Genomic DNA, 25,893 nt, shown 5'->3' on the forward strand with positions numbered 1-25,893 from the left:
TCCCACCTGACTCCATACCGAACTCAGAAGTGAAACGCAGTAACGCCGATGGTAGTGTGGGGTTTCCCCATGTGAGAGTAGGGCAACATCAGGGTTTAATTTAAGGAACCCCAAGTCGCAAGGCTTGGGGTTTTTGCTTATGGATGTTTTGAGTTTATCCGAAATGTTTTATTGTATCTGCTACGTATTCGCTACACCTTTGCAGATTTTTAGAAGAAACAAACCGCTTGTTTAATAATGTTCCATTTGGGCGTACGATGTATTCCCCTACAAATGAGCAATTCTAGCCGGAGTGTAAAAATTCCAAGTGTAGGGATGCGATGCGTCCGCAAAATCTTAGCCTACAGTTTGTATTCAAGAAGAGAATACAAGCAGTTTTTTTATGCCTGAAATTTGCAAAAGTTGGTTTTTATGCAAGTGAATAAATAATAATCAGCAAATAGGATAATCCTATTATTCTACTTGCTACACAACTAGAATAAATCAATGCCTATCAAAATATAACAGAAATATAGGAGAATGAGAGTTATGGAGCTTGTTGTTATTTATGCTGCTGCAAATCGTGGTAAAACTACGATGTTAGAAAATGTTATTCATTTTCTTCAGCCTGAACTTATTTTGGACGAATGTCGTTCTGTTGTTATTTCTGTTAATGGCGTTCAGATAGGAATTGCTTTAGATGGTGATGATGAACAAACAGTAAGCAATAATTTAGAGGCATTTAGAAAAGCGAAATGTGATCTTATTGTTACGCCATCTCATGTAAGGGATAAAACGGTTGATGTGGTTAAAGAATTTGCGCAGCAATATAAAATAGCACCTATTTGGATTAAAAAATCAGAGTTATCAGAATATCTTAAAGATTATTATGATGAATTGAATAAATGTGAGGCTAAATGCCTTGTTGATTATCTAAAACGTAATTTTATTTAGGAGCTTATTATGAAGAAATTAATTTTTTCTTTTCAATGTTCTTTTTTTTAAATCCTGCTGTATTTGCTAATGTAGATACACCTTATCCACCTGAGTTGATGAAGTTTTTGGGCTGTGGTAGAGAGAATAGTTTGCAGGCTTCAGAAGCAATGGCTATTTTAGCAGAGTATAGGAAAACCCTTAACCCATTTCCCGAGCCTTCTTCCCGTAAGGGGAGTAGCAATAAACCCGAAGTTATCGCATATCGCCAAGAGGCTGAGCGAATAAGAGAAATGTTCCAAAAGAAAGAAGAGGAATATTGTGCGGCTAAAAATCCTATTTCTAGTTATGAAGATATTGTAAAGCTGCCTATTTCTGATTTTGCTATCATATTACAAAAGAATTATTTTTATGGGAATCAATTTGCTTTTAATTCAATGGAAGCAATTTTAGATTGCTGAATTTGGAAATGGGTTTATATATTCATTTCCTATATATCGAGTAGCAGATGTTAGTTTGGAGGATGCCGCAGAATGTCCCTATATAAACTATGAACAATTACAGGAAAATTTAGTTAAACAATATGGCAAACGAAATCTAGATCAAGTTAATGCTGTAATTAAGCAGGTAAAATCCCGTTGTGCATCTATGCTGCAAGTGAAAACAGGCGATTTAATTGAAACATATGTCAAACAGTTAAAAAGATAATTTTGTAGAAGCCAAATTTTAACTTTTGTAATTTATCTTTCTGAACAGCAAAAGCTTTACTTTGCTAGGAAAAAGGAGCATTCAGGAATTTAAAAGGGTTACAAATAAAGATTACGCAACTCTTGCTTTTTTCCTCCCTTGTTTATAAGCTAGTAGCTCTAAGCACTTTTGCTTAGTCTTTATACAAGAGGGTACTAAAATGTATTTTGAAATTTACAAAGATGTACGAGGCGAATTTCGTTGGCGCTTAAAAGCGGGTAATCATCAAGTGATCGCAACTGGTGGTGAAGGATATTCAAGTAAGCAGTCTTGTCAAAAAGGCATTGAGGCTGTGAAGAAAGTGACAACTGAAACAGAAGTTAAAGATTTATCACTATAAAAAGTAAGGCTAGATTATCTGATCTACCCCCAAAAAGTTAGACTCATTTAATTCAAGGACTGAGTTCTGTACGCCACAGGACTTAGTCCTTTTAGTTTCACTTGAATACGCTCATTATTGTAGTAGTGAATGTAATCGTGAATAGTTTGCTTAAGTTCAGCCAGCGTTTCAAACCGCTTGTCAAAGTAACATTCCGTTTTCAGCCGTCCGAAAAAACTCTCCATTGCCCCATTATCCAAACAATTTCCCTTTCTTGACATACTTTGAATTATGCCATTCTGTTTGCAAATTGCTTGAAAACCCGGCATCTGATACTGCCAGCCTTGAGCGGAATGTAACATCGGTTTTTCGCCGTTCAGCCTTGCTATTGCTTGATTTATCATTCGAGTAATCTGTTCAAAATTAGGGCTTTCTGCTAAATCATAGGCGATAATTTCACCATTAAATAAATCTTTGCTCGGCGATAAATAGAGCTTACCTTCTGCACATTTGAACTCAGTCACATCTGTCACCTATTTCTCATTTGGCTGAGCCGCAAAGAAATGTTGTTTTAAGAGATTAGCCGTAATTTTGCCGACTTCGCCTTGATATGAACGGTATTTTCTGCGCTTGCATTTCCCTTTTAATCTCAATTTTTGCATTATCGCTTGGACTTTTTTGTGATTGATTGTCCAGATTTTTTTCAATAAAAAAGTGATACGACGATAGCCAAAATTTCCAAAGGAAATTGCATTCGTAAGGCTTTTACGAGACCTGCTTTTTCCGCATTTTTGCTTGGTTGAGTTCCTGCAACTTTTTTAGGACAGCAACCTCCGCTTCTAACTCTAAAATACGATAACGCAAGCGTTCTTCTTCGGTTTTAGGCGGCGGAGGCATTTTGGGGTATTTTGGTTTCATTGGCGGACGCCCTTTGAGTTTAGGTAACAGCGCGTTTATACCTTGTTTATCAAAGACTTGCAACCATTGGCTAATACTCCCCGAGTTGGCGATACCAAAATAAAGACAGGCAGATTCTGCAGAAAATTGCCCATTTTTGACCGCTTGTATCACGGATAATTTGAATTCAGGTGAGTAAACCTGTTTAGTTTGACAAACAGCTAACCCATTGATGCCATTATGATTATATTGCTGAATCCAATGTCGTAATGTCGTATCTGTAAGCTGAAAATATTGACGAGCCAGTGACCGATTTTTACCATTTTGAAGATAAAACTCGATGACTTGTTGTTTGAAAGATTGGTTGTATTTAGTCATAAAAAATCTGCACCTTAATCTGTTGGTTTTTTAGTCCAACTTTTGGGGGGCAGATCAATTATCCTCTAGCCTTTTAAATTATTTATTCGGTACTTGTTCTAACAATTTTGTTAGCAATTCCCAGTAAATTTGCACAGCTGGAATATGCACTTTTTCGTCTGGCGAGTGGGCGTTTCTGATAGTTGGTCCAATAGAAACCACATCTAAATCAGGGTAAACTTTTTTAATCAATCCACATTCTAGCCCTGCGTGAATGACTTTAATTTTAGATTCATAGCCCAGTACTTCATCGTAGATTTTTTTCGTGAGCGGGGTAATGGCTGAGTTTGGATCGGGTTCCCAACCAGGATAGTTGCCAGAGAATGTGGCTTTTGCCCCGACAAGTTCGGCAAGTGAGGTTAATTTTCCACGCACATCTGCTTTGCCACTTTCCACTAATGAGCGAATTAAGATATTTGCTTGTACGCAGTCGGCTTTTGTTTCTAAAATCCCGATGCTCAATGATGTTTCTACTACATTTTTTACCACATCACTATTACGAATAATGCCGTTTGGTAACACGTTTAAGAAGCGGATCACATTTTGGCTGGTGGCTTGATCAAAAATTTGAGTTGGGGTTTCGCATTCATTTAGTTCAAATTGCATATTTGGTTCGGCATATTGCAATTCTGTTTTTAATTCTTGGCTAATTCGCTCAATACAAGCGGTGAGTTTTGCCTGATTTTCTGCAAAATAACTTAGCGTTACGCTTGCTTCTCTTGGAATCGCATTGCGAACTGTGCCTCCTCTGATATGAGTAATTTGGAACGGCACTTCGGCATTTAATGCGGCTAGAAAACGTGCTAAGAGTTTGATTGCATTTACACGGCTAGTATGAATATCACAGCCAGAATGTCCGCCATTTAAACCTTTGAGATTAATTTGTAGTGTGCGATCAAAAGAGTTTGCTTGAAGTTGAACGGGCAGCTGTAGATCGGCATCTTCTCCCCCTGCACAGCCGATATAGATTTCACCATTATCTTCGGTATCGGTGTTGATCAACATTTCTGCTTTCAACCAATTTGGTTTCAAGGCAAGAACGCCTTCCATTCCTGCTTCTTCGGTCATAGTAAGCAATGCTTCAATTTCTGGATGGGCTAAATCATCACTATCTAATACCGCAAGGCAAGATGCTAGTCCGATGCCATTATCAGCCCCAAGAGTTGTGCCTTTTGCTTTCACCCATTCGCCGTCAATATAAGGCTTAATCGGATCTTTGGTGAAATCGTGAATTGTGCCCTCATTGGCTTGTGGTACCATATCTAAATGAGCTTGCAGTGCAACAGTTTTGCGATTTTCCATGCCTTTTGTTGCCGGTTTGCGAATTAAAATATTACCGGCGTTATCTCTTTCAGCAAAAAGACCTTTGCCTTTTGCCCAATCAAGAATAAATTCAGCCAATTGCTGTTCATGGTAAGAGGGGTGAGGGATCGCGCAAATTTGATCAAACCATTTCCAAAGCAGGTGAGGTTGTAGTGTTTGAATTTCTGACATTGTTTTTTTCCTTATGAGTAGCGAGCGGTTAAATTGGCAGAAAAATCTGCAAAATCGACCGCTTGTATGAAAAATTAAGGGGTAAATCATAGCACGAAAGCCATTTTTAGGTTATCATTCGGCAATTTTTTTATTCAGCAATTTTATTACTCTTTTAGGTGAATGTTATGAGCGAAAAATATACAAATGAAAAATATGTGGTAACGTGGGATATGTTCCATATGCATGCCCGTAAATTAGCGGAGCGTTTGTTACCAGCAACACAATGGAAAGGCATTATTGCAGTTAGCCGTGGTGGTTTATTCCCTGCTGCAGTATTGGCTCGTGAATTAAGCATTCGCCATGTAGAAACAGTTTGTATTGCTAGTTACGATCACGATAATCAAGGTGAGCTGAATGTGTTACACGCTAGTCAGCCAGCTAATGGCGGTGAAGGCTTTATTGTCGTGGATGATTTAGTGGATACAGGGAATACGGCTCGTGCAATTCGTGAAATGTACCCAAATGCAAAATTTGTTACTGTATTTGCTAAGCCATTAGGTGCTGACTTGGTTGATGATTATGTCGTGGATATTCCACAAGAAACGTGGATTGAACAGCCTTGGGATTTAGGCATCACTTTTGTGCCACCATTAGCGAAACAGTAATTTTTGAAGGACACAATGGTGTCCTTTCTTCATTGTAGGGGCGTATGCCATACGCCCTATGTGTAAACGGACGTATAATATACGTTCCTACGATATTGTTATTATGAATTTAGGTAATCTTTATATTATTTCTGCACCAAGTGGTGCCGGAAAATCTTCTTTAATCAATGCATTGCTTGCGGATTTACCGCGTAGTGAAGTACAACTTTCTATTTCACATACCACGCGCAATCCTCGTCCTGGTGAAGAGAATGGCGTACATTATTACTTTACCGATCACGCAGAATTTAAAGCGTTAATTGAAAAAGGGCATTTTTTAGAATGGGCGGAAGTATTTGGTAATTATTACGGTACCTCACTCCCGATGATTGAGCGTAGTTTGGAACAAGGGATTGATGTTTTTCTTGATATTGATTGGCAAGGTGCGCGCCAAATTCGCGAAAAGTTGCCCAATGTAAAAACCATTTTTATTTTACCGCCAAGCCGAGCAGAATTAGAAAAGCGGCTTATCGGGCGCGGACAGGATTCTATAGAAATCATCGCAGCTAGAATGGAAAAAGCAGTATCAGAAATGAGTCACTATAATGAATTTGATTATGTGATTATTAATGATAATTTTAAAAGCGCATTAAGCGAATTGAAATGTATTTTAGCTGCGGAACGGTTAAAGCAAACTAGTCAGGCTATACGCCATAAGGTGTTGATTGAGCAATTATTAGCAGATTAACAAGCGGTCGTAAGTTGGCAATTTTTTGCAAAATGAACGTTCGTTCATTTTTCGCTAGTCTAACGGAGCGTATTTGGCTAAAATACGCGCCATCGTTTTTTATAAGGATATTTTAAAATGCAATTATCTAAATCGCTTTCTGCTATTGCTTTAGCTGTTGCGCTTGCCGCTTGTAGTTCTGGAAAAATGACACAAGATGGAACTCTTGAACATGCGCAGGCAACTTATCAGCAGTATGAAGATATTACACGACAATATCATGTTACAGAGCAGTGGTGGCTAGGCTATAACGATCAGCAACTTAATCGTTTAATTGAACGCGCATTAGCCAATAATATTGATTTGGCTAAAGCTGCAATCGCAGTAAACCGAGCTTACTATAATGCCAATTTAGTTGGTGCAGATTTAGTTCCAACTTTTAGTGGTTCTGCATCTTCTTCGGTTTCTAAAGGTGTTGGTTCAGCAAGCCATAATGTTAATTCAACAGGCGCGTCAAACATCGGTAATAATCTTGGATTTAATTTAAGTTATACTATTGATCTCTGGGGGCGTTTAAAAGATGCGGCGAGTGCAGCTGAATGGGAGCATAAAGCGACTCAGGAAGACTTGCAGGCTGCACGCTTATCTATAATCAATGGTGTAATCAGTAGCTACTATAATTTGGCGTACTATAAAGATGCCATCAATGTGACTCAGCAGACGATCAAAAACTACGAGCAGATCAGCAAAATTATGAATAATAAATTGAATGCTGGCGCAATTGATAGTTTAAGTGTTGATCAAGCTACTCAAGCTACTCTAGGTGCAAGAAGCACGCTTATTAGCTTACAGACAGCACAAAAGGCGACCGAACAAACGTTACGGAATTTGTTGAATGTAAAACCCAATGAACCACTGAATGTGCGCTACCCAAGTATCCTAGGCGTGAAATTACAGGGGGTAAATACAAATGTGCCAGTCTCTGCGATCGCGAATCGTCCCGATGTTATTGCTGCATTGCAACGATTGCAAGGTTCGTTTAAAAGCTTAAGAGCCATGGAAAATAGCTGGTTTCCAACGATTACCCTTGGTGGTAGTTTAACTAGTGCAGCGCGTAATATTGGCAACATCGGTGAAAATCCATTAGCGGGAGGAAGCATTTCATTTAGCCTACCGTTTTTAGATTGGAACCGTGTGCAAAATAATATTCATCTTTCGGAAGAAAGCTATAAGCTTGTGAAACTTAACTATGAGCAAACTATCACATCAGCCCTAAATGAGATAGACAACTACTATTACGCTTACCAACAATCTCGTCACGGTTATAGTAACTTGCAGAAAAAATATGAGTATGACAAGAAAATCACTGGCTACTATAAAAACCGTTATGACCAAGGTGTATCAGAATTCCGTGAATGGGTAAATGCGATTAATACTGAACGCTCTTCACTGCTTTCATTATTAGATGCGAAATACAGTATTCTAAGAAATGAAAATGCAGTATATCAAGCGATGGCAGGTAAATACCGCCGTTAATTTCTGTTAAATCAAGCGGTGCGATTTTCCCGATTTTTTGCAAAAATTTGGTAAAATCGCACCGCTTGTTATTTTTATTTTTTGATTTTTATTATGAAATTTATCATTAAACTTTTCCCTGAAATTATGATTAAAAGCGATTCGGTGAAGAAACGCTTTATTAAAATTCTTACCTCGAATATCCGCAATGTGTTGCTGCGTGAAACTGAAGAGATTTCAGTCGTTCGTTTTTGGGATTGCATTGAAGTGCGTGCAAAAAATCCTGACGAAGCACCGCTTGTGTTGGATCTGCTGAAACGTACACCGGGTATTCACCATATTTTAGAAGTGGAAGAAACGCCATTTACGGATTTGCATGATATTTTTGAGCAAACTTATGCAGCAGTGAAAGATGAGATTGCAGGCAAAACATTTAGCGTGCGTGCTAAACGTAAGGGGAAACATGAGTTTCGCTCCCTTGATATTGAACGCTATGTAGGCGGTGGTTTAAATCAACGAGTGGAAAGTGCCAGCGTTCGTTTGAAAAATCCTGATGTAACCGTTCGGATTGAAATTGATCATGACAAAATGTTGCTGATTAAAGCTCGCCACGAAGGGCTAGGCGGTTATCCAATCGGCACACAAGAAGATGTGCTTTCACTGATTTCTGGCGGTTTTGATTCAGGCGTATCAAGTTATATGCTGATTCGTCGTGGTTCTCGCACCCACTACTGTTTCTTTAATTTAGGCGGTGCAGCACACGAAATTGGTGTGAAACAGATGGCATATCATATCTGGCAGCGTTATAGCTCATCACACAAAGTCCGTTTTGTGGCGATCAATTTTGAAGGCGTGGTCGGAGAAATTTTAGAGAAAGTGGATAACGGGCAAATGGGCGTAGTGCTAAAACGAATGATGGTGCGTGCTGCCAGCAAAGTTGCCGAACGTTTTGATATTCAAGCGATTGTAACAGGTGAAGCACTCGGACAAGTTTCCAGCCAAACGCTTACGAATTTACGCTTAATTGATAAAGCAGCGGATGCCTTAGTGTTGCGTCCATTAATTACCCACGATAAAGAGCAAATTATCAACATTGCCAAAGAAATTGGGACGGACGATATTGCCAAATCTATGCCAGAATTTTGTGGCGTGATTTCTAAAAATCCAACGGTAAAAGCGGTAGAAAGCAAAATTTTGCAAGAAGAAAGTCATTTTGATTTTACGATTTTGGATCAAGCGGTACAAAATGCCCAATATCTTGATATTCGTGATATTGCTCAACAAACCGAGCAAGAAGTCATTTCAGTAGATACCACCTCAGAAATTGGCGAAAACGATGTGATTTTGGATATTCGTAGCCCCGAAGAGACCGATGAAAATCCATTTGAATTAAACGGTGTGAATGTGCAAATAATGCCGTTCTACAAACTCTCAAATAATTTCGGTTCGTTAGATCAAAGCAAAAATTATTTGCTTTATTGCCAACGAGGGGTAATGAGTAAATTACAAGCCTTGTATTTAAAAGAGCAAGGTTTTGCGAATGTGAAGGTGTTTCGTCAATAATTGAGAGCAATATGTTTTAGCAATGGAATGCTAGTTTGAACAGATAAAAAAATGCAGACATAAGTCTGCATTTTTTGTTAGCTTGATTAGAATAATTTTCTTGCGGTTTCGAAAATTTCTTTTTTGAAAGGACGGCGCATATTATTAATTGCATCAATAATATCGTGATGAACCAATTGTTCTTTTTGGATCCCCACACAGCGACCTTTATGTCCTTGCATTAAGAGTTCTACAGCGTAAACCCCCATGCGAGAAGCTAAAATGCGGTCAAATGCACAAGGTGCTCCGCCACGTTGGATATGTCCTAACACTGTTGCACGGGTCTCGTGTCCAAAACGTGCTTCAATTTCTTTTGCCAGTGCGTGTACATCGGTCATTAATTCTGTGATCGCAATAATGGCATGGCGTTTGCCTTTTTGGAATCCTTCATCAATATGGCGCATGAGTGATTCTTTATCTAAGCCATTTTCAGGCACAATGATGTATTCACAGCCACCAGCTAATGCCGCGCTAATAGTGAGATCGCCACAGTGACGCCCCATAATTTCTACAATTGAAATGCGTTGGTGTGAAGTTGAAGTATCACGTAAACGGTCAATGGCATCTAGCGCAGTCTCTAGTGCAGTTTGGTAACCAATGGTGTAATCGGTACCTGCTACATCGTTATCAATTGTTCCTGGTAAACCGATACAGGCAATACCATGTTCTTCAGTGAGTAATTTCGCTCCCATATAAGAACCATCACCACCGATAACGACTAAAGCATCAATGCCATGTGATTTCAAATTTGCTACACACTGTTTGCGTACTTCTGGATCGCGGAACTGTGGGAAACGCGCGGAGCCCAAGAATGTTCCTCCGCGGTTGATAATTTCTGATACAGAACGGCGTTCAAGAGGGATAATTTTATTGTGAAATAAGCCAAAATAGCCATCTTGTACACCACATACATCTAAGCCTTCGCTTAATGCAGCACGAACCACACCGCGGATCGCGGCATTCATACCTGGCGCATCACCACCACTGGTTAGCACAGCAATTTTTTTAATCATAAATTTACCTATTAATTTTAAAGTTTAAAATAAATCGAAAACGGTGCGAAGATTAACGCATAAGTGTTTTTTGTTCTAGCAAAAAATGTGGTAAATCACGCTTTTTTTGATCTGTTTTCATGTTTGAAATCATAAGGCGAGCGGTAGCGATACTGAAAACCAAGCGTATAACAAATTTTATCTGCAAGGATAATGCGCTCAAGCGGGTCTTTTTCTGGTAAAAAATGCAAAGTAGGTAGCTGAAGTTGCTGAGCCATATCGCAGTAATACGCTTGTCGGGTTGGATGCTCTGGCGCACAAAGATGAAAAATTCTCGCCCCGTTCGGCTTTTCTAGTAATAGGGTAATCGCTTGAATGGCATCCTCTAAATGCACTAAATTCACCGGCTGATTTGCCCCGCTCAACTGCTGTTTGCCTGCCAAATAGTAAACAGGGTGGCGTTGTTTTCCGACTAATCCAGCCAAACGTAAAATATCACAATGTATCGGTTGTGAAAGTAGCCACTGTTCTAAATCAGCTAATAATGAAGGTGCTATTGGCGTATTTTCATCAAATTGCCCTGTTTGCATCGGTAACACAGAAGTAGAACTAATAAAAATTAAATGCGCTAGCCCGTGCTGTTGTGCTTTTCTCACTAAACGTTGAATACCTTCTCGATATTTTTCGGGCGTGGTGGTATTCGGCGGTAAAGTGATAATCATCGCTTCACTTTGCAATACCGCATAGAGTTCATCACTGATAGCAAATTGGTTAAGATCGAAAGAATAATTTTCAATCGAGCAATGTTCAACTTTGCGTTTTGTGCCTTTAACTTGCCAGCCCTGTTGTTGTAGATGTTCAGCAAGGGGTAAGCCAAGCCAGCCTAACCCCCAAATTGAAACGTTTTTTATACTTCGCATAAGATAGCCAAAGCCGTATTTAGTGCGGTGATCAAATGCTCAACATCCTCTGCCGTATTATAGTGAGCTAAAGAAACGCGTAATGTGCCACTTTTGTTGAGATAACGTAAATAGGGCTTTGCACAATGCTCACCTACACGAATGGCGACTTTTTGTTCATTTAACAGCGCGGCAATATCGGCATGGTGTTGCCCTTTAATCTGAAAACTGAAGGTTGTGCGTTTCGGATTATCCCCTAAAATTTGCAAATTTTCGATGCTATTTAACCGCTTGTAGAGCTGTTCGCCAAGTTGATAGAGCCTATGATTGAGCGATCTAAAATCCCAGTTTTCCAACCATTTCAATACCTCGCCAAAGCCAATAATGCCAGCAATGTTGGGAGTGCCTGCTTCTAAACGATAGGGTAGTTCTGCAAGGCTTAAATGGCTTTCACTGATATCTTGCAACATTTTTCCACCGAAAAAGAGTGGGCGAAGCTCATTTAAACTTTCTTTTTTACCCATCAATACTCCAACCCCTGTTGGGCCATAGATTTTATGTGCTGAGAAAGCGTAAAAATCCGCATCAAGCTGTTGCACATCGACTTGTTCCGTACAAACTGCTTGAGCGAGATCCAAGACTATTTTGGCTGAACTATACTGCCGAATGATTGGGATCAATGTTTCGGCAGGCTGGCGAATACCGGTTACATTTGAAACCAAATTAAACGCTACAATTTTTGTACGCTCAGAAAGTGCCTGACGTAGTGTCTGTGGCGCGATCTGATATTGCTCATCTAACGGCAGCACAATTAATTTTGCTCCTGTTTGCAGGGCAAGCTGTTGCCACGGAATAAAATTGGCGTGATGTTCGGCAACAGAAATAATAATTTCATCGTTCGTATTGAGTTGAGATGCCAAACCTTGTGCCACTAAATTTAGCGAATGGGTTGTGCCACTTGTCCAAATCACGCAACGAGGATCAGCAAGCTGAAAGCGTGCAGCGACTAATTGGCGAGCTTGCTCAAAAGCCTGTGTTTGTGGCAAATCGTACTGGCTACGATGCACCGAGCCTGCTGAACGATAAAACTCGCCAGTGCTATCAATCAATACTTGTGGCTTGAGCGTAGTTGCCGCAGAATCAAGATAAGTCCACTCTTGGTGTTCTGTAAAAAAGGGAAAATGTTGGCGAAATTGTTGGATCATCGTTGTTGTGCCTTACGATAGAGTTTATTACACGGAATACCATCGTTATTACCATCGAGCTCTTGCCAGCCACATTGCCGAAAATGGAGAAGTGCGGTGGTGTAATCATTAAACTGTGAGCAGCTTTTTTTTACATGACAATTTACGTTATTGATGACAATCGGTGCAGTTTGGCGATTGTTCGGCAAAATTTGACCGCTTGATTTCTGGTTAGCCCGCCATTCGATAGGCTCGATCGGATGTTTATCTTGCCAAAGCCCTAAACGTTTTTGCTGTGCAGTCTGTTGGGCATAACGGTATTCGTCTCTGGTCTGGCGATATGCCCACGCCATTCCTTGTTCGACAAGTGCAAGGTTGATATTTCGCTTGCCGTCCCATACCACTGCAAGTAAACGGTTATAGCGATCATAGCCTGAAATTTGCAAACGAACTTGCTTTTTAAACACCATGCTGGCAAGTGCCTGTTTGGATTTTTGACCATAGGCTTGCCCACTTTCAGGTGCATCAATATATTGTAGGCGTATTTTTAATTGATTACGCTCATGTAAACAAGTAAGCGTATCGCCATCAGCGATAGCAACGACTCGGCATTGAAGTTGGCGTTCATCCGCTTGGGCAAGCGGTAGAAAAGCGAGCAAAATGTGCAAAATAATAAGGAAACGCAGCATTAGAAATTTAGCACCTTATCTGCCCAAAGTGTCCAATCAGCAAGCTCGACTAACGTACCGATTTCCACGCCTTCTGCAAGGGGTAATTCCGTTATACCGCGTGCGTTGGTACAGGTTTTACACAGTTTAATACCTGCTCCTTGAGCGGTAAGAATTTCTAACATTTGCTGTAGATGATAACCCTCCGCAGGATTTTGTTTTGCCAGTCCGCCGCTGACTGCATCAGACATTAAGAAAATTTTGATTTCAGCTTGTTTGGTTTCCTGAATTTGCAAGGCTAAACGTAAGCCACTAAAGAAAGATTCGTTGCCGTATGGGGCTGAATGGATGATAAAGAGTAATTTTTGCATACAATATTCCTAGTATTAGAAAATGATATCCTATTAGAGATGGTTTCAATACGGTTGTGTTTTTCTAAAAGTCTTTACTTTAGAATCAATTTGCTAGGCAAGGTATTGCTTGATCCCATATCTCTCTAAAAAGGGGGGAAAGAGATTTTTAGAGAAATGAATCAAAAAACATATGATGTCTCATTTTATCTCTTGCTTACTAATCCTTATTACATAGCCTAAAAATGGCGGTATTTTAGCATAATCAAGCGCCTGTATTTTACGAAAATTTTACAATTCTAATTTTCCCGCGTACAATTTATCTGCATTTTTGCATTTCGTTATATCGCAAGTTTTGTGTATAGGAAATGAACAAATTTCTAATTTTCATTGTTATACCTCTCTTGCAAATTTCTTTTCATCCTCCTTTATAAGGTTTATAGGGCATTTTTATGAAAGAGATTTGGCTTCAATTTAAACAAGACTATCTTATCAAATTCTGGAATCCAACTGCTGCTGTAATAGCCGCGGGGATTCTATCAGCATATTATTTTGGATTAACTGGCACATATTGGGCGGTAACGGGGGAATTTACGCGTTGGGGCGGGCATTTTTTGCAAGCCATTGGCGTAGATATTTCTGATTGGGGATATTTTAAAATTATCGGCTTAGAAGGAAACATTTTTACCCGTATTGATGGGCTTATGATTTTAGGAATGTTTGCTGGTTGTATCGCAGCGGCACTTTGGGCAAACAATATGAAAATTCGTCTGCCCCAAAATAAAATCCGCATTGTGCAAGCGGTGATTGGCGGTATTCTTGCTGGCTTTGGTGCAAGACTCGCAATGGGCTGTAATCTTGCTTCGCTATTCACCGGCATTCCTCAATTCTCAATGCACGCTTGGTTTTTTACCGTTACCACTGCAATTGGCTCTTATATCGGCGTAAAAGTTACGTTACTTCCTATTTTCCGTCCACCGCTTAAATTAAAAAAAGGGGCAGGGAAAGTGGAAAAAACCGATTCTAAGCAAGCTCAACGCCGTTTTTGGTTTGGTATGTTAATTTTTGTGCTTTGGGCAGTTGCTTCAATTTATGTGATGCAAGCGGTGAGTATCAAGCTGGGTTTTGCCATGTTATTTGGCTTGGGCTTTGGCTTGTTAATTGAACGTGCACAAATTTGTTTTACTTCCGCATTTCGTGATCTCTGGGCAACTGGACGTGCTTATATGGGCAAAGCGATTATCTACGGTATGCTTATCGGCACAATCTGCGTATTTAGCTACATTCAAATGGGTGCGAACCCGAAAATTATGTGGGCTGGCCCGAATGCTATTTTAGGCGGTTTGCTTTTTGGTTTTGGAATTGTGTTAGCAGGCGGCTGTGAAACTGGCTGGATGTACCGAGCAATGGAAGGGCAAGTCCATTTTTGGTGGGTGGGATTAGGCAATGTGATTGGCTCAACAATTTTAGCCGCTTGGTGGGACGATATTGCTCCTGCGCTTGCCTTAGATTATGACAAAATCAATTTACTCAAATCCTTTGGTGATATTGGTGGGCTATTGATTAACTATGGCTTAATGATTGCTTGCTTAATTTTCATCGTTTGGTGGGAAAAACGCTTTATTGCCAAAGCAAAACAAACTCGCAATACACCATCTTGCGGTTGCTAATACTAACATTACATACAAAAGGAAAACATTATGGCTATGACTGTTGTTCAACAACTTGATAAACACCCTTCTGAAATCACCCCAGATTATACGCTAGATATGCTAGGTGAACCTTGCCCCTATCCAGCGATTGCAACCCTTGAAATTATGCCTACTTTAAAAGAAGGGGAAATTTTAGAGGTGTTAAGTGACTGCGCACAATCTATCAATAACATTCCCGTTGATGCCAAAAATCACGGCTATACCATGTTAAGTATTGAGCAAGATGGCGCAACTTTGCGTTATTTGATTCAAAAATAAGCGCTTAATTGCAGGCGATAAGATTATTTTATCGCCTGTTGTTTACAAAAAATCAATCTACCATTTTTTTCTCCTTTCTCCCTACTTTAAAATGACAATTGTCATTTGTTTGGTTTTAAATCCTTTATTATGTGTTTTTATTGAAATTTTATTTTTTCTCAAGGTGAAAATATAGGCTGTTTTTAGTGTTTTTCTTTATTTTATTTTTATCTTGGGGTTGAGATTATTTTCTATTTATGAGTAAACTTATACAGATTTTTAACAAATAAACAGGAACAGATATGACACAACAAGTAGAATCAGCTTCTTCATGGGCAAGCAAATTTGCCGCGGTGGGGCCAGGGATTTTAATGGCATCTGCCGCAGTTGGAGGATCACACATTATTGCTTCAACCCAATCTGGTGCAATTTATGGGTGGCAGTTGGCTATCATCATTATTCTAGCCAATCTTTTCAAATATCCATTTTTCCGTTTTGGTGTGCAGTATACTCTCGCCACCAATAAAACATTATTAGAAGGTTATAAAGAAAAAGGGACATTTTATTTACTGGTTTTCTTTTTCCTCAATGTATTTGCAACAGTTGTCAATACCGCAGGAGTAGGAATTGTTACTGCCGCGATTTTAAGTTTCTTGATGCCTGATCTCGGTTTGAGTATTCCTGTGGCAAGCACGGTGATTATCGCGCTTACTTGGGGAATGATTTTGCTTGGGCAATACCGTTTTTTAGATCGCCTTTCAAAATGGATCATGATCGCATTGACCATTTCTACCGTAACAGCCGTGATCATTGCGGCCTTTAAAGGTTCAGTTCGGGCGCCTGATTTTATTGATCCATCGCCGTGGAATTTAGCTTCGCTAGGTTTTATTGTTGCGCTAATGGGGTGGATGCCTGCGCCAATTGAGATTTCCGCAATTACTTCGATGTGGTCTGTCGCGAAACGTCGTATTCAAAAAGTGAGCTATCAAGATGGCTTATTTGATTTTAATGTAGGTTTTATTGGCACAGCATTATTAGCATTGGTGTTCTTAGCGTTAGGTGCATTGATTCAATATGGCACAGGCGAGCAGGTGGAGCAAGCGGGTGTAAAATATATCGCTCAACTTATTAATATGTATGCTTATGCAATTGGGGATTGGTCTCGTTTATTGATTGCATTAATTGCCTTTATGTGTATGTTTGGTACAACAATTACTGTCATCGATGGCTATTCTCGTGCTAATGCAGAGGCATTACGTTTATTAAGCAATAAAGCAGAAACACCTGTTCGTCAATTAAACATTTGGTACACTTTTGCAGCGGCCTCAGGCTTAATTGTGATTGCTTTTTTTATGAGTGATGTTGCTGCAATGCTTAAATTTGCCATGATTGCTTCATTTGTTTCCACACCAATTTTTGCATGGTTGAACTTATCGTTGGTTTTAAAAGGCGAGCATAAAGTACAAGGTGGGCTATTCTGGTTAGCGATTATAGGTTTGATTTATCTCACAGGCTTCACCCTGTTATTTATCTTGTGGCAGTTAGGTTTGCTTAGCTAATAAATACTTCTAGCAAGCGGTTAGTTTTGTAAAAAATTTTGCAAAATTACCCGCTTGTTTATTTTTTGATTGCAAAAAGTTTTTGGCTGCGTATAATGCGTGCCTTCAGTCACATTTTTCCTTTTAATCCTTGCTTCCAAAGCTGGTGACTGGCATGTTGGGGGCTATTAACCCGTAAGGATCAATAATGCGTCACTACGAAATCGTTTTTATGGTTCACCCGGACCAAAGCGAACAAGTACCAGGTATGATCGAACGTTATACTGCTGCGGTTAAAGAAGCAGGCGGTCAGGTACACCGTTTAGAAGATTGGGGTCGTCGTCAATTAGCATACCCAATCAACAAACTTCACAAAGCACACTATGTGTTAATGAATGTAGAAGCGCCACAAAGCGTAATCGATGAGTTAGAAACTAACTTCCGTTATAACGATGCGGTTCTTCGTAACTTAATCGTTCACACTAAAGCTGCAGTAACCGAAGCATCTCCAATGGCAAAAGCTAAAGAAGAGCGTAAAGCAGCAGAAGTGGTTGCAGAAGTTGCAACAGAAGAAGCAGGCGAATAATTCGCCGATTGATAACTGTTTAATCCTAAGTGGCACAGTTGCTACAAGTATTAAACAGAGCCGAAGCCCGATTGGCATTCCCACTTATTCTTTTTATTTAGAACATCGTTCTAAACAGCAAGAAGTGAATTTAGAACGCCAAGCGTGGTGCAAAATCCAAGTGGTTTTGGCAGGCAATCAATTTAGTGGTATAACCCAACAATTAACAGTCGGTGTGAAAGTACGAGTGAAAGGATTTATCCACACTCACAAAGATTTTAATGGTTTAAACCAATTAGTGTTACACACCGAACAGATTGAATTTATAGATTAGGAGAAGCCAAATGGCACGTTATTTCCGTCGTCGTAAGTTCTGCCGTTTCACAGCGGAAAATGTTGTTGAAATCGATTACAAAGACATCGCGACATTAAAGAACTACATTTCTGAGAGCGGCAAAATTGTTCCAAGCCGTATCACTGGTACTCGTGCGAAGTATCAACGTCAATTAGCTCGTGCAATCAAACGTGCACGCTACCTTGCGTTACTTCCATACACTGATAACCACCAATAATCAGGAGAGAGTACAATGCAAGTAATTTTATTAGATAAAGTAGCTCACTTAGGTACTGTGGGCGATCAAGTAACTGTTAAAGCAGGTTTTGCTCGTAACTTCTTAATCCCACAAGGTAAAGCAGTGATGGCAACTGCGGCAAACATTGCTCACTTTGAAGCTCGTCGTGCGGAATTAGAAGCGAAAGCAGCAGAAGCTCTTGCAGCAGCGCAAACTCGTGCAGCAGCAATTGCTAATCTTGCAGCAGTTGTTATCACTTCAAAAGCAGGTGATGACGGTCGTTTATTCGGTTCTGTTGGCGCTCGCGATATTGCAGATGCAGTATCAGCAGCAGGTGTTGAAGTGGTTAAATCTGAAGTTCGTTTAGGCGAAGGTGCGTTACGTACTATCGGTGAACACGAAGTGAAATTACACTTACACCCAGAAGTGAATGCAGTTGTAACAATCAACGTTACTGCTGAATAATTCATAGAAAACCCGACGTTATGTCGGGTTTTTTGTTTGTCAGCTAGTCAGATTTTTTCTTCAAAATAGCATACAGTTCATCTTTTAATTGCAACTTCTCTTTCTTGAGAACCTCAATCTCAGCTGCTGTTGCAAGTTCAATCTGTGCTTCCATATTCTTAATCTGTTGATCGAGTTCGTTGTGTTTATCAAACAGTTTGGCGAAATGAGCGTCTTTAGTTTTTAATTGTGTGATTAAATCACGATATTCAGGAAACATAGTTACTCCTTCATGGTTAAATTCTGTTAATAATATTAACATTTTCATTTCATTTCATAAGTATAAAATATTAAATTTTTGAACTCGATCACAATTTATTCTTTATTGCATGGGGATTATTTTGTTTTAGCGCTATAATGTACATATTTTGCTTTGTATTATGTGAATAGAATGATACGTCGTTTTTTTATTTTGCTCTCTGTTTTTCTTTCAGCACAGTCGGTTGCACAATGGCTAAAGATAAGTGATGCAGATTATATCTGGGGGCCTTTTAAGATCTATAATATCGCCCTTTTTTCAGAGGATGGGGGATATGTAGAGGGCTCTCGCCCACTTATGCTGACGTTAAAATATGCTAAGCCTGTGGAAGGACGTGATTTTGCAATTTCTCTGGCACGTTCTTGGTCAAACCTTGGTATTACATTGCCTGAACAAGACAGTGTTGTTGAACGTTTAAGAAAAATTATGCCGAATATTCGTACTGATGATCGGCTAAGCTACATAGCCTTGGAAGATCGCGGTTATTTCATTTTAAATGATCAAGTTATTCCAGAAGAGTTTAATCAAGACTTTAATAATGCGGTAGTATCTGTTTGGCTAGATCCGCGAGTTGAAATTGGACGTACTTTATTAAAAGATGTGCCAAAAACGTTAGTTTCAGCTCCGGTTGAAACGAAAGAAAACGCAATTGTGCCAGAGAGTCTGGGTTTGGAGACAAATGTTGTGTCATCAGAAATGATTCACCATAGTCTAATTGAAAATAATCAGGATACGAAAGGGAGCGAGCAACATTCAGATACAAAGTATCCTAATCCTGAGATTGAGATATTGCCACCATTTGATGCGCCTTTGAATATTAATGACAAATGAAATATACCATTAACGATATAGCCCAGATTTGTAAAGTTGGGAAATCAACAGTTTCACGAGTTTTGAATAAAGATCCAAATGTGAAAGAGGAAACTCGCCTACGCGTGCAAGAAACTATTGATCGACTAGGATTTCAGCCTAACCGTAGTGCACGCGCTATGCGTGGTATTTCAGAACGCGTGGTGGGTATTATTGTGACTCGCTTGAATTCAACTTCTGAATCTCAAACGTTGAGTAAGATTCTACAAGAGTTACATTTACAGAATATTACCCCCCTGATTGTCGAGAGCCAGTTTCAAGAAGAGTTAGTTAAGCGTCATTTACAAGTATTTCGGCAAAGACAAGTGGATGGTGTAATATTATTTGGTTTTTCAGGGCTAAACCAGGATGCGTTAAAATTGTGGAAATCGAGTCTTGTAACAATTGCAAGGCAGTATCCTGGTTACTCGGCAATTTTATATGACGATGAGAATGCGGTAAGTTATTTACTTACTGAATTTTATCAAAAGGGGTATCGTCATATCGGTTACCTAGGTGTCAATGCGAATGATGAAACAACTGGAAAATTGCGTAATGCAAGCTATCAACGTTTTTGTCAAAAGCATTGTATGGAGAGCAATTCCGTCCTAGGTGAGTTAAGCGCAGAAAGTGGCTATCAGAATATTACAAAATTATTTGAGCAAGAAGTGGATGCCATTGTATGTGCGAGTAGTAGCTTAGCTATAGGGGCATTAAAATTTTTGCAAAAAAATGAACAAAAAGTCCCGCTTGCTTGTATTGGCAAAAATGAGCTGCTGCAATATCTTATACCTGATATGATTTGTTTAGACTTTGGTTATCAGACCGCTGGTCACTGGGCGGTTGAAATGTTAATGAAACAAATTAATGGCGATAGGCATATTGAGCAACGTATTGTTCCATTTAAATTGAGCTAAAAAATGCCACGAGATTTAATCTCGTGGCATTTTGTTTAGGGGGTAAAAGGGAATTACATCATTCCGCCCATTCCACCCATACCGCCCATACCAGCAGCAAGGTCTGCTTTTTCATCTTTTGGTAAGTCGGTGATCATACATTCAGTCGTGATCATTAAGCCTGCAATAGATGCTGCAAATTGTAATGCAGAACGAGTTACTTTGGTTGGATCTAAGATACCCATTTCTAACATATCGCCATATTGCTCTGTGCCTGCATTATAGCCGTAGTTACCGCTACCGTCTTTGACGTTACGAGCCACAACTGACGCTTCTTCACCCGCATTGGTCACGATTTGACGAAGTGGAGCTTCCATCGCACGAAGGGCTAATTTGATCCCCACATTTTGCTCTTCGTTGTCGCCTTTTAATGTTTGAGCAACTTTAGTTGCTGCACGCACTAATGCCACACCACCACCAGGGACGATACCTTCTTCTACTGCGGCACGAGTTGCGTGAAGGGCATCATCAACACGGTCTTTTTTCTCTTTCATTTCAACTTCGGTTGCTGCACCCACTTTGATTACCGCCACACCGCCAGCGAGTTTCGCTACACGCTCTTGCAATTTCTCTTTGTCGTAGTCAGAGGTTGAATCTTCAATTTGTTGGCGAATTTGGGCAATACGACCTTTAATTTGTGCTTCATCACCGATACCATCAATGATAGTGGTATTGTCTTTGCTGATCACCACACGTTTTGCTTGACCTAGCTCTTCAAGGGTTGCTTTTTCAAGCTCCATACCGATCTCTTCAGAAATTACGGTACCTGCGGTTAAAATCGCAATATCTTGTAACATTGCTTTACGGCGATCACCAAAGCCTGGTGCTTTCACCGCAGCCACTTTCACGATACCACGCATCGTATTCACCACTAAGGTTGCTAATGCTTCGCCTTCAATATCTTCTGCGATAATAAGTAATGGTTTACCTGCTTTTGCTACCGCTTCTAACACCGCTAATACTTCACGAATGTTAGAGATTTTTTTATCTACTAATAAAATATATGGATTTTCTAATTCCACTGTGCCATTTTCAGGTTTGTTGATGAAGTATGGAGAAAGATAGCCACGGTCAAATTGCATACCTTCAACTACATCTAACGCATCTTCTAAGCCTGTACCATCTTCAACGGTAATCACACCTTCTTTGCCCACTTTTTCCATCGCTTGAGCAATCAATTTACCTACAGTTTCATCAGAGTTTGCAGAAATTGTACCGACTTGCTCAATCTCTTTTGAGCTTTCACATGGTTTAGAAATCGCTTTTAACTCTTCCACTACCGCAGAAACCGCTTTATCAATCCCACGTTTTAAATCCATTGGGTTCATACCTGCGGCAACTGCTTTTAAACCTTCGTTTACGATAGCTTGTGCAAGTACAGTTGCAGTAGTGGTACCATCGCCAGCTGCATCGTTTGCTTTGCTCGCAACTTCTTTTACCATTTGTGCGCCCATATTTTCAAATTTATCTTCTAACTCAATTTCACGAGCCACAGATACACCGTCTTTGGTAATAGTTGGTGCGCCGAAAGATTTATCTAACACCACGTTACGGCCTTTTGGACCTAAGGTTACTTTTACTGCGTCTGCAAGAATGTTCACGCCGTTTAACATTTTTACACGAGCATCATTGCCAAATTTAACGTCTTTTGCTGCCATTTTTTTGTTCCTTATTTTGAGGGCGTATGCAATACGCCCCTACATATTTGTGAATGAATAAAATTTATTTATAAAACATCGTAGGGGCGAATTACATTCGCCCCATTCCATTATTCTACAATCGCTAGAATGTTATCTTCCGAAATAATCAACACTTCTTCGCCATCAATTTTTTCTTCTTTTGCAGCGAAATCATTGAAAATCACCACATCACCCACTTTCACATTGAGTGGTAACACAGTGCCGTTATCTAATGTGCGACCGTTACCTACCGCTAAGACTTTACCACGGTTAGATTTTTGTGCTGCTGAACCAGTCAGTACAATACCGCCTGCAGATTTAGTTTCAATTTCTTCACGTTTTAAGATCACTTTGTCGTGTAAAGGACGAATATTCATTGTGTTTCTCCTAAATAATTAAAAATTTTACGCCCTTTAAATGGCGCAACGAGCGAGTATTTAAGGGCGTGTAAAATGATTTCAAGGGGCAAGCGGTAAAATTTGCAAAAAAATTTGCAAAAACGTGCGCTTGTTAGAATAATTTGCTTAACCAGCCAAGCTTGGAACCTAACACTGTAAAATAGTTATAGTCTTTTAAGTGTAATAATTTCAGCGGAGCAGGGCTTTTTTTCACAATAATGCGGTCATCTACATCAAAGGGAAAAAGTTCTTGGCTATCGCAAGAGAGCATCAAATTAGGCTGATTATAGCGAGCAAAACGCAGAGAAATCAGACTGTCTCCGCTCACGACTAACGGGCGAGAAGCTAAACTGTGTGGATTCATTGGCACCAGCGCAATCGCATTTAAATTCGGGGTTAAAATAGGGCCGCCAGCAGAAAGCGAATATGCGGTTGAGCCAGTTGGTGTTGCGATAATTAAACCATCAGAACGCTGAGAAAAAGCAAACTTACCATCAATACTGACTTCAAAATCAATGGTTTTGGCAATTTGGCTAGAATGTACCACAATTTCATTTAAGGCATTGTTGGATTCAATAATTTTGCCGTTACGTTCAATTTTAGCTTGCAGTAAGAAACGTTCTTCAATAAAGAACTCTTGCCGTCTTAGGCAACTGTGTAGCTGTTCGAAGGCGGTTTGCGGAGCAATATCGGTTAAAAAACCTAGATTGCCGCGATTGATCCCGATCAATGGCACATTATATTTGGCAAGACGGCGAGCCATGCCAAGCATATTTCCATCGCCCCCAATCACTATGACCAAATCTGCTTGCTCTCCAATTTGTTCAATACTGTAGCCATGGGGAATATCGCAAATCTTTGCCACTTGAGCATCAAGCATCACATTATAACGATGGTCTTTTAGCCAATTATAAACCGACAGATGGGTTTCAAAAGCCGCGTTGTGGCGCGGTTTACCCACAATTGCAATGGTATTAAAAGGAGAAGTGAATGCCATAATTCTGTTTCTGAGAGTAAAAATGTCGTTATTTTACGCTGATTTTGCTGAGGCCGCTACTTTATGACGACTTACTTTTATTATGCCTAAGGCACAACTTGCTCCAATGATCACAATGATTGCAAAAACAAGCTGAATAAAATGAATCGCTTCACCTAAAATAAAATACGCCGCAATTGCGGTGGTGACGGGGATAAGCAGTTCTAGCACTTGGTAGGTAATTAAGCCCTGTTGTTGAATAATATTAAAAGCTAGCGCCATTGCTGCAAAAACAGCGTAAATACCCGCCGCAATCAGTAATACAATAAGCCAAACAGGCAGCGAATGGAGTTCGCTTAATGTCGAATTTTGCATACTTAAAAATAGACTTGAAAATGAGGCAGAGAGTGAGGTAAAGCAGCTAAAGGCAAACATACTGACTGATCTTGCCGATTTTACGATTAAGTTTTGTGTGTTTCGAATACAAATTGAGAGAAATAAAAATAGCGATCCCAGCGTGAACCCTTCATCAATAGTTAAGGAGTTGCCATACCAGATAAAGCCAAAAGCCCCGAGAATAGTTAAAGCAGAACCCAACCAGAAACCTTTGTTGCGGGTTTTTTGTCTTTCATCTGGATAAAAAAGTGCGGCAATTAATACGCCAAATGGCATCGCCAGCACACCAAATAGTGATGCAGTTACGGCATTGGTTAATTGAGTGCCTTTGAGCCAAAAATACATATTAGCTGCCAGCATGAGACCAACGAGTATGCTCATTAGTATATTTTTCGGCTGAGTAAGCAATAGCCGCAATTGCGTGGGATACTGCCAAATAGCAAACAGGCTCAATACGATACCGCCGGCTAAAAATCGGATTCCATTATTATTAAGTGGCTCAATATGTTGACTTAAAAAACGTAATAGCACGATATTTAAGCCTATGCCCAACACATAAAACAGGTTGATTAAAATTAAATAACGGCGTGAGAGCATAATCAGTATAAAATAGACAGAAAATTTGAATTTTATCGAAAGGAACAATATGAAACAATACGATGCAGTGGTTATCGGAGCAGGGGCAGCAGGCTTATTTTGTGCAGCCCAACTCGGGCAGGGCGGTAAATCAGTACTAGTGTTGGATAACGGCAAAAAGATCGGTCGTAAAATTTTGATGTCGGGTGGAGGTTTTTGTAATTTTACTAATCTAGAGGTAGGTTCTAATCATTATTTGAGCCAAAACCGCCATTTTGTAAAATCAGCACTCTCTCGTTATACCAACTGGGATTTTATTTCGCTGGTGGTCAGTTATGGCATTACCTATCACGAAAAAGAACTTGGCCAGCTATTTTGTGATGAAGGTGCGCAACAGATTGTTGAGATGCTAGAGGCGGAATGTGAAAAAGGTGGCGTAGAGATTTTATTGCGCCAAGCGGTTGGAAATATCCAAAAAAATGCAAAATTTTTTGAAATTCAAACCGCTTGTGAGCAATTTCAAACGGAGAATCTCGTTATTGCCACAGGTGGGCTTTCAATGCCGGCATTAGGTGCAAGCCCTTTTGGTTATAAAATTGCCGAACAATTTGGTATCTCGGTTATCCCGCCAAGAGCCAGTCTAGTGCCTTTTACGTGGAAAGAGAGTGATAAAGTATTTTCGAATTTATCAGGGGTTTCCTTACCTATTACAGCCAGTACTAGGCACAAAAGTTTTAGTAACCAGATGCTCTTTACTCACCGAGGGCTTTCAGGGCCTGCCATTTTGCAGATTTCCAATTATTGGGAAATGGGAGATATGGTTGAAATAGATCTATTACCGAATGAAAATATTATTGATATTTTGCAAGAACTTCGTCAATCTTCGCCGAAATTACAGCTAAAAACAGTCTTGTCTCGCTATTTACCGAAAAAATTAGTGGAATTGTGGTTAGCGCAAAAAATGCTAAACGATCAAGTAATCGCACAGCTTTCTAATGCCGATCTGCAATACCTTGAGCAATTAATCCATCGCTGGCAATTTTTACCAAATGGTACAGAAGGCTATCGTACTGCAGAAGTAACGAAAGGAGGTGTAGATACGGATTTTATTTCATCAAAAACGATGGAAGCAAAAAATGTACAAGGGCTTTATTTCATTGGTGAAGTGCTTGATGTCACCGGTTGGCTTGGTGGGTATAATTTTCAATGGGCATGGTCGTCAGCATTTGCTTGTGCTGAAGGGATTTTAAACAAGCGCTAGAAAATAATAAAAATTTTGCAAAAGTGCTTTACTGGATAATAAAACAATTATACTATATGTTTAATC

At 39.7% G+C, this 25,893-nt stretch carries 28 protein-coding genes, 1 rRNA gene and 1 pseudogene; 18 read left to right on the plus strand and 12 right to left on the minus strand.

Annotated elements, in window-relative coordinates:
- The 4 genes from rrf to EDC51_RS00015 all read left to right on the plus strand — a co-directional run.
- Positions 1-94: ribosomal RNA gene (gene rrf / locus EDC51_RS11060) — 5S ribosomal RNA — on the plus strand; the annotation flags it as partial.
- Between the two features lie 434 nt (positions 95-528).
- Positions 529-933: a hypothetical protein gene (locus tag EDC51_RS00005; protein WP_131927831.1), complete on the plus strand. Its 405-nt coding sequence runs from the start codon at positions 529-531 to the stop codon at positions 931-933.
- 35 nt (positions 934-968) lie between these two features.
- Positions 969-1,373: a hypothetical protein gene (locus EDC51_RS00010; RefSeq protein WP_131927832.1), complete on the plus strand. Its 405-nt coding sequence runs from the start codon at positions 969-971 to the stop codon at positions 1,371-1,373.
- Between the two features lie 446 nt (positions 1,374-1,819).
- Positions 1,820-1,999, plus strand: a complete 180-nt coding sequence (locus EDC51_RS00015; protein ID WP_015432215.1) for a YegP family protein — start codon at positions 1,820-1,822, stop codon at positions 1,997-1,999.
- A gap of 47 nt (positions 2,000-2,046) precedes the next feature.
- Here EDC51_RS00015 and EDC51_RS00020 read toward each other — a convergent pair.
- Together EDC51_RS00020 and EDC51_RS00025 are read right to left on the minus strand one after the other, a co-directional pair.
- Positions 2,047-3,253: pseudogene (locus EDC51_RS00020) on the minus strand (IS3 family transposase).
- A gap of 78 nt (positions 3,254-3,331) precedes the next feature.
- On the minus strand, positions 3,332-4,786 hold the full coding sequence (locus tag EDC51_RS00025) for an aminoacyl-histidine dipeptidase (protein WP_131927833.1): 1,455 nt from the start codon (positions 4,784-4,786) through the stop codon (positions 3,332-3,334).
- 167 nt (positions 4,787-4,953) lie between these two features.
- Here EDC51_RS00025 and gpt point away from each other — a divergent pair, with 167 nt between their 5' ends.
- The 4 genes from gpt to thiI all read left to right on the plus strand — a co-directional run bounded on the left by gpt (position 4,954) and on the right by thiI (position 9,217).
- On the plus strand, positions 4,954-5,433 hold the full coding sequence (gene gpt / locus EDC51_RS00030) for a xanthine phosphoribosyltransferase (protein ID WP_015432219.1): 480 nt from the start codon (positions 4,954-4,956) through the stop codon (positions 5,431-5,433).
- A gap of 103 nt (positions 5,434-5,536) precedes the next feature.
- Positions 5,537-6,160: a guanylate kinase gene (gene gmk, locus EDC51_RS00035; protein ID WP_015432220.1), complete on the plus strand. Its 624-nt coding sequence runs from the start codon at positions 5,537-5,539 to the stop codon at positions 6,158-6,160.
- Positions 6,161-6,277: 117 nt separating this feature from the next.
- Positions 6,278-7,675, plus strand: coding sequence for a toxin/drug exporter TdeA (gene tdeA / locus EDC51_RS00040; protein WP_131927834.1), 1,398 nt, complete (start codon positions 6,278-6,280; stop codon positions 7,673-7,675).
- 93 nt (positions 7,676-7,768) lie between these two features.
- Positions 7,769-9,217 carry a tRNA uracil 4-sulfurtransferase ThiI gene (gene thiI, locus EDC51_RS00045; RefSeq protein ID WP_131927835.1) on the plus strand — a complete coding sequence of 483 codons (1,449 nt, stop codon included), beginning with the start codon at positions 7,769-7,771 and terminating at the stop codon, positions 9,215-9,217.
- Between the two features lie 86 nt (positions 9,218-9,303).
- Here thiI and pfkA read toward each other — a convergent pair whose 3' ends face one another.
- The 5 genes from pfkA to EDC51_RS00070 form a co-directional block, all read right to left on the minus strand.
- On the minus strand, positions 9,304-10,269 hold the full coding sequence (gene pfkA, locus EDC51_RS00050) for a 6-phosphofructokinase (RefSeq protein ID WP_015432223.1): 966 nt from the start codon (positions 10,267-10,269) through the stop codon (positions 9,304-9,306).
- 95 nt (positions 10,270-10,364) lie between these two features.
- Positions 10,365-11,168, minus strand: a complete 804-nt coding sequence (locus tag EDC51_RS00055) for a Rossmann-fold NAD(P)-binding domain-containing protein (RefSeq protein WP_131927836.1) — start codon at positions 11,166-11,168, stop codon at positions 10,365-10,367.
- Positions 11,156-12,352 carry an aminotransferase class V-fold PLP-dependent enzyme gene (locus tag EDC51_RS00060; RefSeq protein WP_131927837.1) on the minus strand — a complete coding sequence of 399 codons (1,197 nt, stop codon included), beginning with the start codon at positions 12,350-12,352 and terminating at the stop codon, positions 11,156-11,158. The genes EDC51_RS00055 and EDC51_RS00060 overlap by 13 nt, the downstream gene beginning before the upstream one ends.
- Positions 12,349-13,020, minus strand: coding sequence for a thermonuclease family protein (locus EDC51_RS00065; RefSeq protein WP_131927838.1), 672 nt, complete (start codon positions 13,018-13,020; stop codon positions 12,349-12,351). The genes EDC51_RS00060 and EDC51_RS00065 overlap by 4 nt, the downstream gene beginning before the upstream one ends.
- Complete coding sequence (locus EDC51_RS00070; protein ID WP_015432227.1) at positions 13,020-13,370, minus strand: DsrE/DsrF/TusD sulfur relay family protein; 351 nt, start codon at positions 13,368-13,370, stop codon at positions 13,020-13,022. The genes EDC51_RS00065 and EDC51_RS00070 overlap by 1 nt, the downstream gene beginning before the upstream one ends.
- A gap of 431 nt (positions 13,371-13,801) precedes the next feature.
- Here EDC51_RS00070 and yedE point away from each other — a divergent pair, with 431 nt between their 5' ends.
- The 7 genes from yedE (at position 13,802) to rplI (ending at position 18,438) form a co-directional block, all read left to right on the plus strand.
- Complete coding sequence (gene yedE / locus EDC51_RS00075) at positions 13,802-15,019, plus strand: selenium metabolism membrane protein YedE/FdhT (protein ID WP_131927839.1); 1,218 nt, start codon at positions 13,802-13,804, stop codon at positions 15,017-15,019.
- A 30-nt stretch (positions 15,020-15,049) separates the two neighbouring features.
- Entirely contained in the window at positions 15,050-15,319 is a 270-nt protein-coding gene (gene yedF / locus EDC51_RS00080) for a sulfurtransferase-like selenium metabolism protein YedF (protein ID WP_131927840.1), read from the plus strand.
- Positions 15,320-15,600: 281 nt separating this feature from the next.
- Positions 15,601-16,857, plus strand: coding sequence for an NRAMP family divalent metal transporter (locus EDC51_RS00085; protein ID WP_015432237.1), 1,257 nt, complete (start codon positions 15,601-15,603; stop codon positions 16,855-16,857).
- 187 nt (positions 16,858-17,044) lie between these two features.
- Entirely contained in the window at positions 17,045-17,422 is a 378-nt protein-coding gene (gene rpsF, locus EDC51_RS00090) for a 30S ribosomal protein S6 (RefSeq protein ID WP_025267160.1), read from the plus strand.
- A complete protein-coding gene (gene priB, locus EDC51_RS00095) occupies positions 17,397-17,735 on the plus strand; it encodes a primosomal replication protein N (protein ID WP_038443097.1) in 339 nt (112 codons plus the stop codon). Before rpsF ends, priB begins: the two co-directional genes overlap by 26 nt.
- A gap of 10 nt (positions 17,736-17,745) precedes the next feature.
- Complete coding sequence (gene rpsR, locus EDC51_RS00100) at positions 17,746-17,973, plus strand: 30S ribosomal protein S18 (protein ID WP_005598105.1); 228 nt, start codon at positions 17,746-17,748, stop codon at positions 17,971-17,973.
- Between the two features lie 15 nt (positions 17,974-17,988).
- On the plus strand, positions 17,989-18,438 hold the full coding sequence (gene rplI / locus EDC51_RS00105; RefSeq protein ID WP_131927841.1) for a 50S ribosomal protein L9: 450 nt from the start codon (positions 17,989-17,991) through the stop codon (positions 18,436-18,438).
- A 43-nt stretch (positions 18,439-18,481) separates the two neighbouring features.
- Here rplI and EDC51_RS00110 read toward each other — a convergent pair whose 3' ends face one another.
- Complete coding sequence (locus EDC51_RS00110) at positions 18,482-18,697, minus strand: YdcH family protein (protein ID WP_015432242.1); 216 nt, start codon at positions 18,695-18,697, stop codon at positions 18,482-18,484.
- 171 nt (positions 18,698-18,868) lie between these two features.
- Here EDC51_RS00110 and EDC51_RS11030 point away from each other — a divergent pair, with 171 nt between their 5' ends.
- A complete protein-coding gene (locus tag EDC51_RS11030) occupies positions 18,869-19,567 on the plus strand; it encodes a pyruvate formate lyase-activating protein (protein WP_131927842.1) in 699 nt (232 codons plus the stop codon).
- Positions 19,564-20,502: a substrate-binding domain-containing protein gene (locus EDC51_RS00120; protein WP_015432244.1), complete on the plus strand. Its 939-nt coding sequence runs from the start codon at positions 19,564-19,566 to the stop codon at positions 20,500-20,502. Before EDC51_RS11030 ends, EDC51_RS00120 begins: the two co-directional genes overlap by 4 nt.
- 53 nt (positions 20,503-20,555) lie before the next feature.
- Here EDC51_RS00120 and groL read toward each other — a convergent pair whose 3' ends face one another.
- From groL to EDC51_RS00140, 4 genes are all read right to left on the minus strand, one after another.
- Positions 20,556-22,199 carry a chaperonin GroEL gene (groL, locus tag EDC51_RS00125; protein WP_025267158.1) on the minus strand — a complete coding sequence of 548 codons (1,644 nt, stop codon included), beginning with the start codon at positions 22,197-22,199 and terminating at the stop codon, positions 20,556-20,558.
- Positions 22,200-22,309: 110 nt separating this feature from the next.
- Positions 22,310-22,597, minus strand: coding sequence for a co-chaperone GroES (locus EDC51_RS00130; protein WP_025289181.1), 288 nt, complete (start codon positions 22,595-22,597; stop codon positions 22,310-22,312).
- Positions 22,598-22,730: 133 nt separating this feature from the next.
- Complete coding sequence (locus EDC51_RS00135) at positions 22,731-23,615, minus strand: NAD(+) kinase (RefSeq protein ID WP_015432247.1); 885 nt, start codon at positions 23,613-23,615, stop codon at positions 22,731-22,733.
- Between the two features lie 33 nt (positions 23,616-23,648).
- The gene (locus tag EDC51_RS00140; protein ID WP_131927843.1) at positions 23,649-24,587 is read right to left on the minus strand and encodes a DMT family transporter; all 939 of its coding nucleotides are present in this window, start codon (positions 24,585-24,587) and stop codon (positions 23,649-23,651) included.
- A 49-nt stretch (positions 24,588-24,636) separates the two neighbouring features.
- Here EDC51_RS00140 and EDC51_RS00145 point away from each other — a divergent pair, with 49 nt between their 5' ends.
- Positions 24,637-25,827, plus strand: coding sequence for a BaiN/RdsA family NAD(P)/FAD-dependent oxidoreductase (locus tag EDC51_RS00145; RefSeq protein WP_025267155.1), 1,191 nt, complete (start codon positions 24,637-24,639; stop codon positions 25,825-25,827).
- Positions 25,828-25,893 lie beyond the last annotated feature (66 nt).

Origin of the sequence: Bibersteinia trehalosi, assembly GCF_004346205.1 — a bacterium.
Taxonomy (GTDB): domain Bacteria; phylum Pseudomonadota; class Gammaproteobacteria; order Enterobacterales; family Pasteurellaceae; genus Bibersteinia; species Bibersteinia trehalosi.

Coding starts and splice junctions, on each gene's coding strand:
- EDC51_RS00055 (WP_131927836.1), bottom strand. CDS start 11,168: ATGCGAAGTATAAAAAACGTTTCAATTTGGGGGTTAGGCTGGCTTGGC.
- EDC51_RS11030 (WP_131927842.1), top strand. CDS start 18,869: ATGATACGTCGTTTTTTTATTTTGCTCTCTGTTTTTCTTTCAGCACAG.
- rpsF (WP_025267160.1), top strand. CDS start 17,045: ATGCGTCACTACGAAATCGTTTTTATGGTTCACCCGGACCAAAGCGAA.
- EDC51_RS00010 (WP_131927832.1), top strand. CDS start 969: ATGTTCTTTTTTTTAAATCCTGCTGTATTTGCTAATGTAGATACACCT.
- EDC51_RS00145 (WP_025267155.1), top strand. CDS start 24,637: ATGAAACAATACGATGCAGTGGTTATCGGAGCAGGGGCAGCAGGCTTA.
- EDC51_RS00015 (WP_015432215.1), top strand. CDS start 1,820: ATGTATTTTGAAATTTACAAAGATGTACGAGGCGAATTTCGTTGGCGC.
- rpsR (WP_005598105.1), top strand. CDS start 17,746: ATGGCACGTTATTTCCGTCGTCGTAAGTTCTGCCGTTTCACAGCGGAA.
- gmk (WP_015432220.1), top strand. CDS start 5,537: ATGAATTTAGGTAATCTTTATATTATTTCTGCACCAAGTGGTGCCGGA.
- gpt (WP_015432219.1), top strand. CDS start 4,954: ATGAGCGAAAAATATACAAATGAAAAATATGTGGTAACGTGGGATATG.
- yedF (WP_131927840.1), top strand. CDS start 15,050: ATGGCTATGACTGTTGTTCAACAACTTGATAAACACCCTTCTGAAATC.
- groL (WP_025267158.1), bottom strand. CDS start 22,199: ATGGCAGCAAAAGACGTTAAATTTGGCAATGATGCTCGTGTAAAAATG.
- EDC51_RS00110 (WP_015432242.1), bottom strand. CDS start 18,697: ATGTTTCCTGAATATCGTGATTTAATCACACAATTAAAAACTAAAGAC.
- tdeA (WP_131927834.1), top strand. CDS start 6,278: ATGCAATTATCTAAATCGCTTTCTGCTATTGCTTTAGCTGTTGCGCTT.
- EDC51_RS00070 (WP_015432227.1), bottom strand. CDS start 13,370: ATGCAAAAATTACTCTTTATCATCCATTCAGCCCCATACGGCAACGAA.
- EDC51_RS00065 (WP_131927838.1), bottom strand. CDS start 13,020: ATGCTGCGTTTCCTTATTATTTTGCACATTTTGCTCGCTTTTCTACCG.
- EDC51_RS00025 (WP_131927833.1), bottom strand. CDS start 4,786: ATGTCAGAAATTCAAACACTACAACCTCACCTGCTTTGGAAATGGTTT.
- yedE (WP_131927839.1), top strand. CDS start 13,802: ATGAAAGAGATTTGGCTTCAATTTAAACAAGACTATCTTATCAAATTC.
- EDC51_RS00005 (WP_131927831.1), top strand. CDS start 529: ATGGAGCTTGTTGTTATTTATGCTGCTGCAAATCGTGGTAAAACTACG.
- EDC51_RS00140 (WP_131927843.1), bottom strand. CDS start 24,587: ATGCTCTCACGCCGTTATTTAATTTTAATCAACCTGTTTTATGTGTTG.
- rplI (WP_131927841.1), top strand. CDS start 17,989: ATGCAAGTAATTTTATTAGATAAAGTAGCTCACTTAGGTACTGTGGGC.
- pfkA (WP_015432223.1), bottom strand. CDS start 10,269: ATGATTAAAAAAATTGCTGTGCTAACCAGTGGTGGTGATGCGCCAGGT.
- EDC51_RS00130 (WP_025289181.1), bottom strand. CDS start 22,597: ATGAATATTCGTCCTTTACACGACAAAGTGATCTTAAAACGTGAAGAA.
- EDC51_RS00120 (WP_015432244.1), top strand. CDS start 19,564: ATGAAATATACCATTAACGATATAGCCCAGATTTGTAAAGTTGGGAAA.
- EDC51_RS00085 (WP_015432237.1), top strand. CDS start 15,601: ATGACACAACAAGTAGAATCAGCTTCTTCATGGGCAAGCAAATTTGCC.
- EDC51_RS00135 (WP_015432247.1), bottom strand. CDS start 23,615: ATGGCATTCACTTCTCCTTTTAATACCATTGCAATTGTGGGTAAACCG.
- thiI (WP_131927835.1), top strand. CDS start 7,769: ATGAAATTTATCATTAAACTTTTCCCTGAAATTATGATTAAAAGCGAT.
- EDC51_RS00060 (WP_131927837.1), bottom strand. CDS start 12,352: ATGATCCAACAATTTCGCCAACATTTTCCCTTTTTTACAGAACACCAA.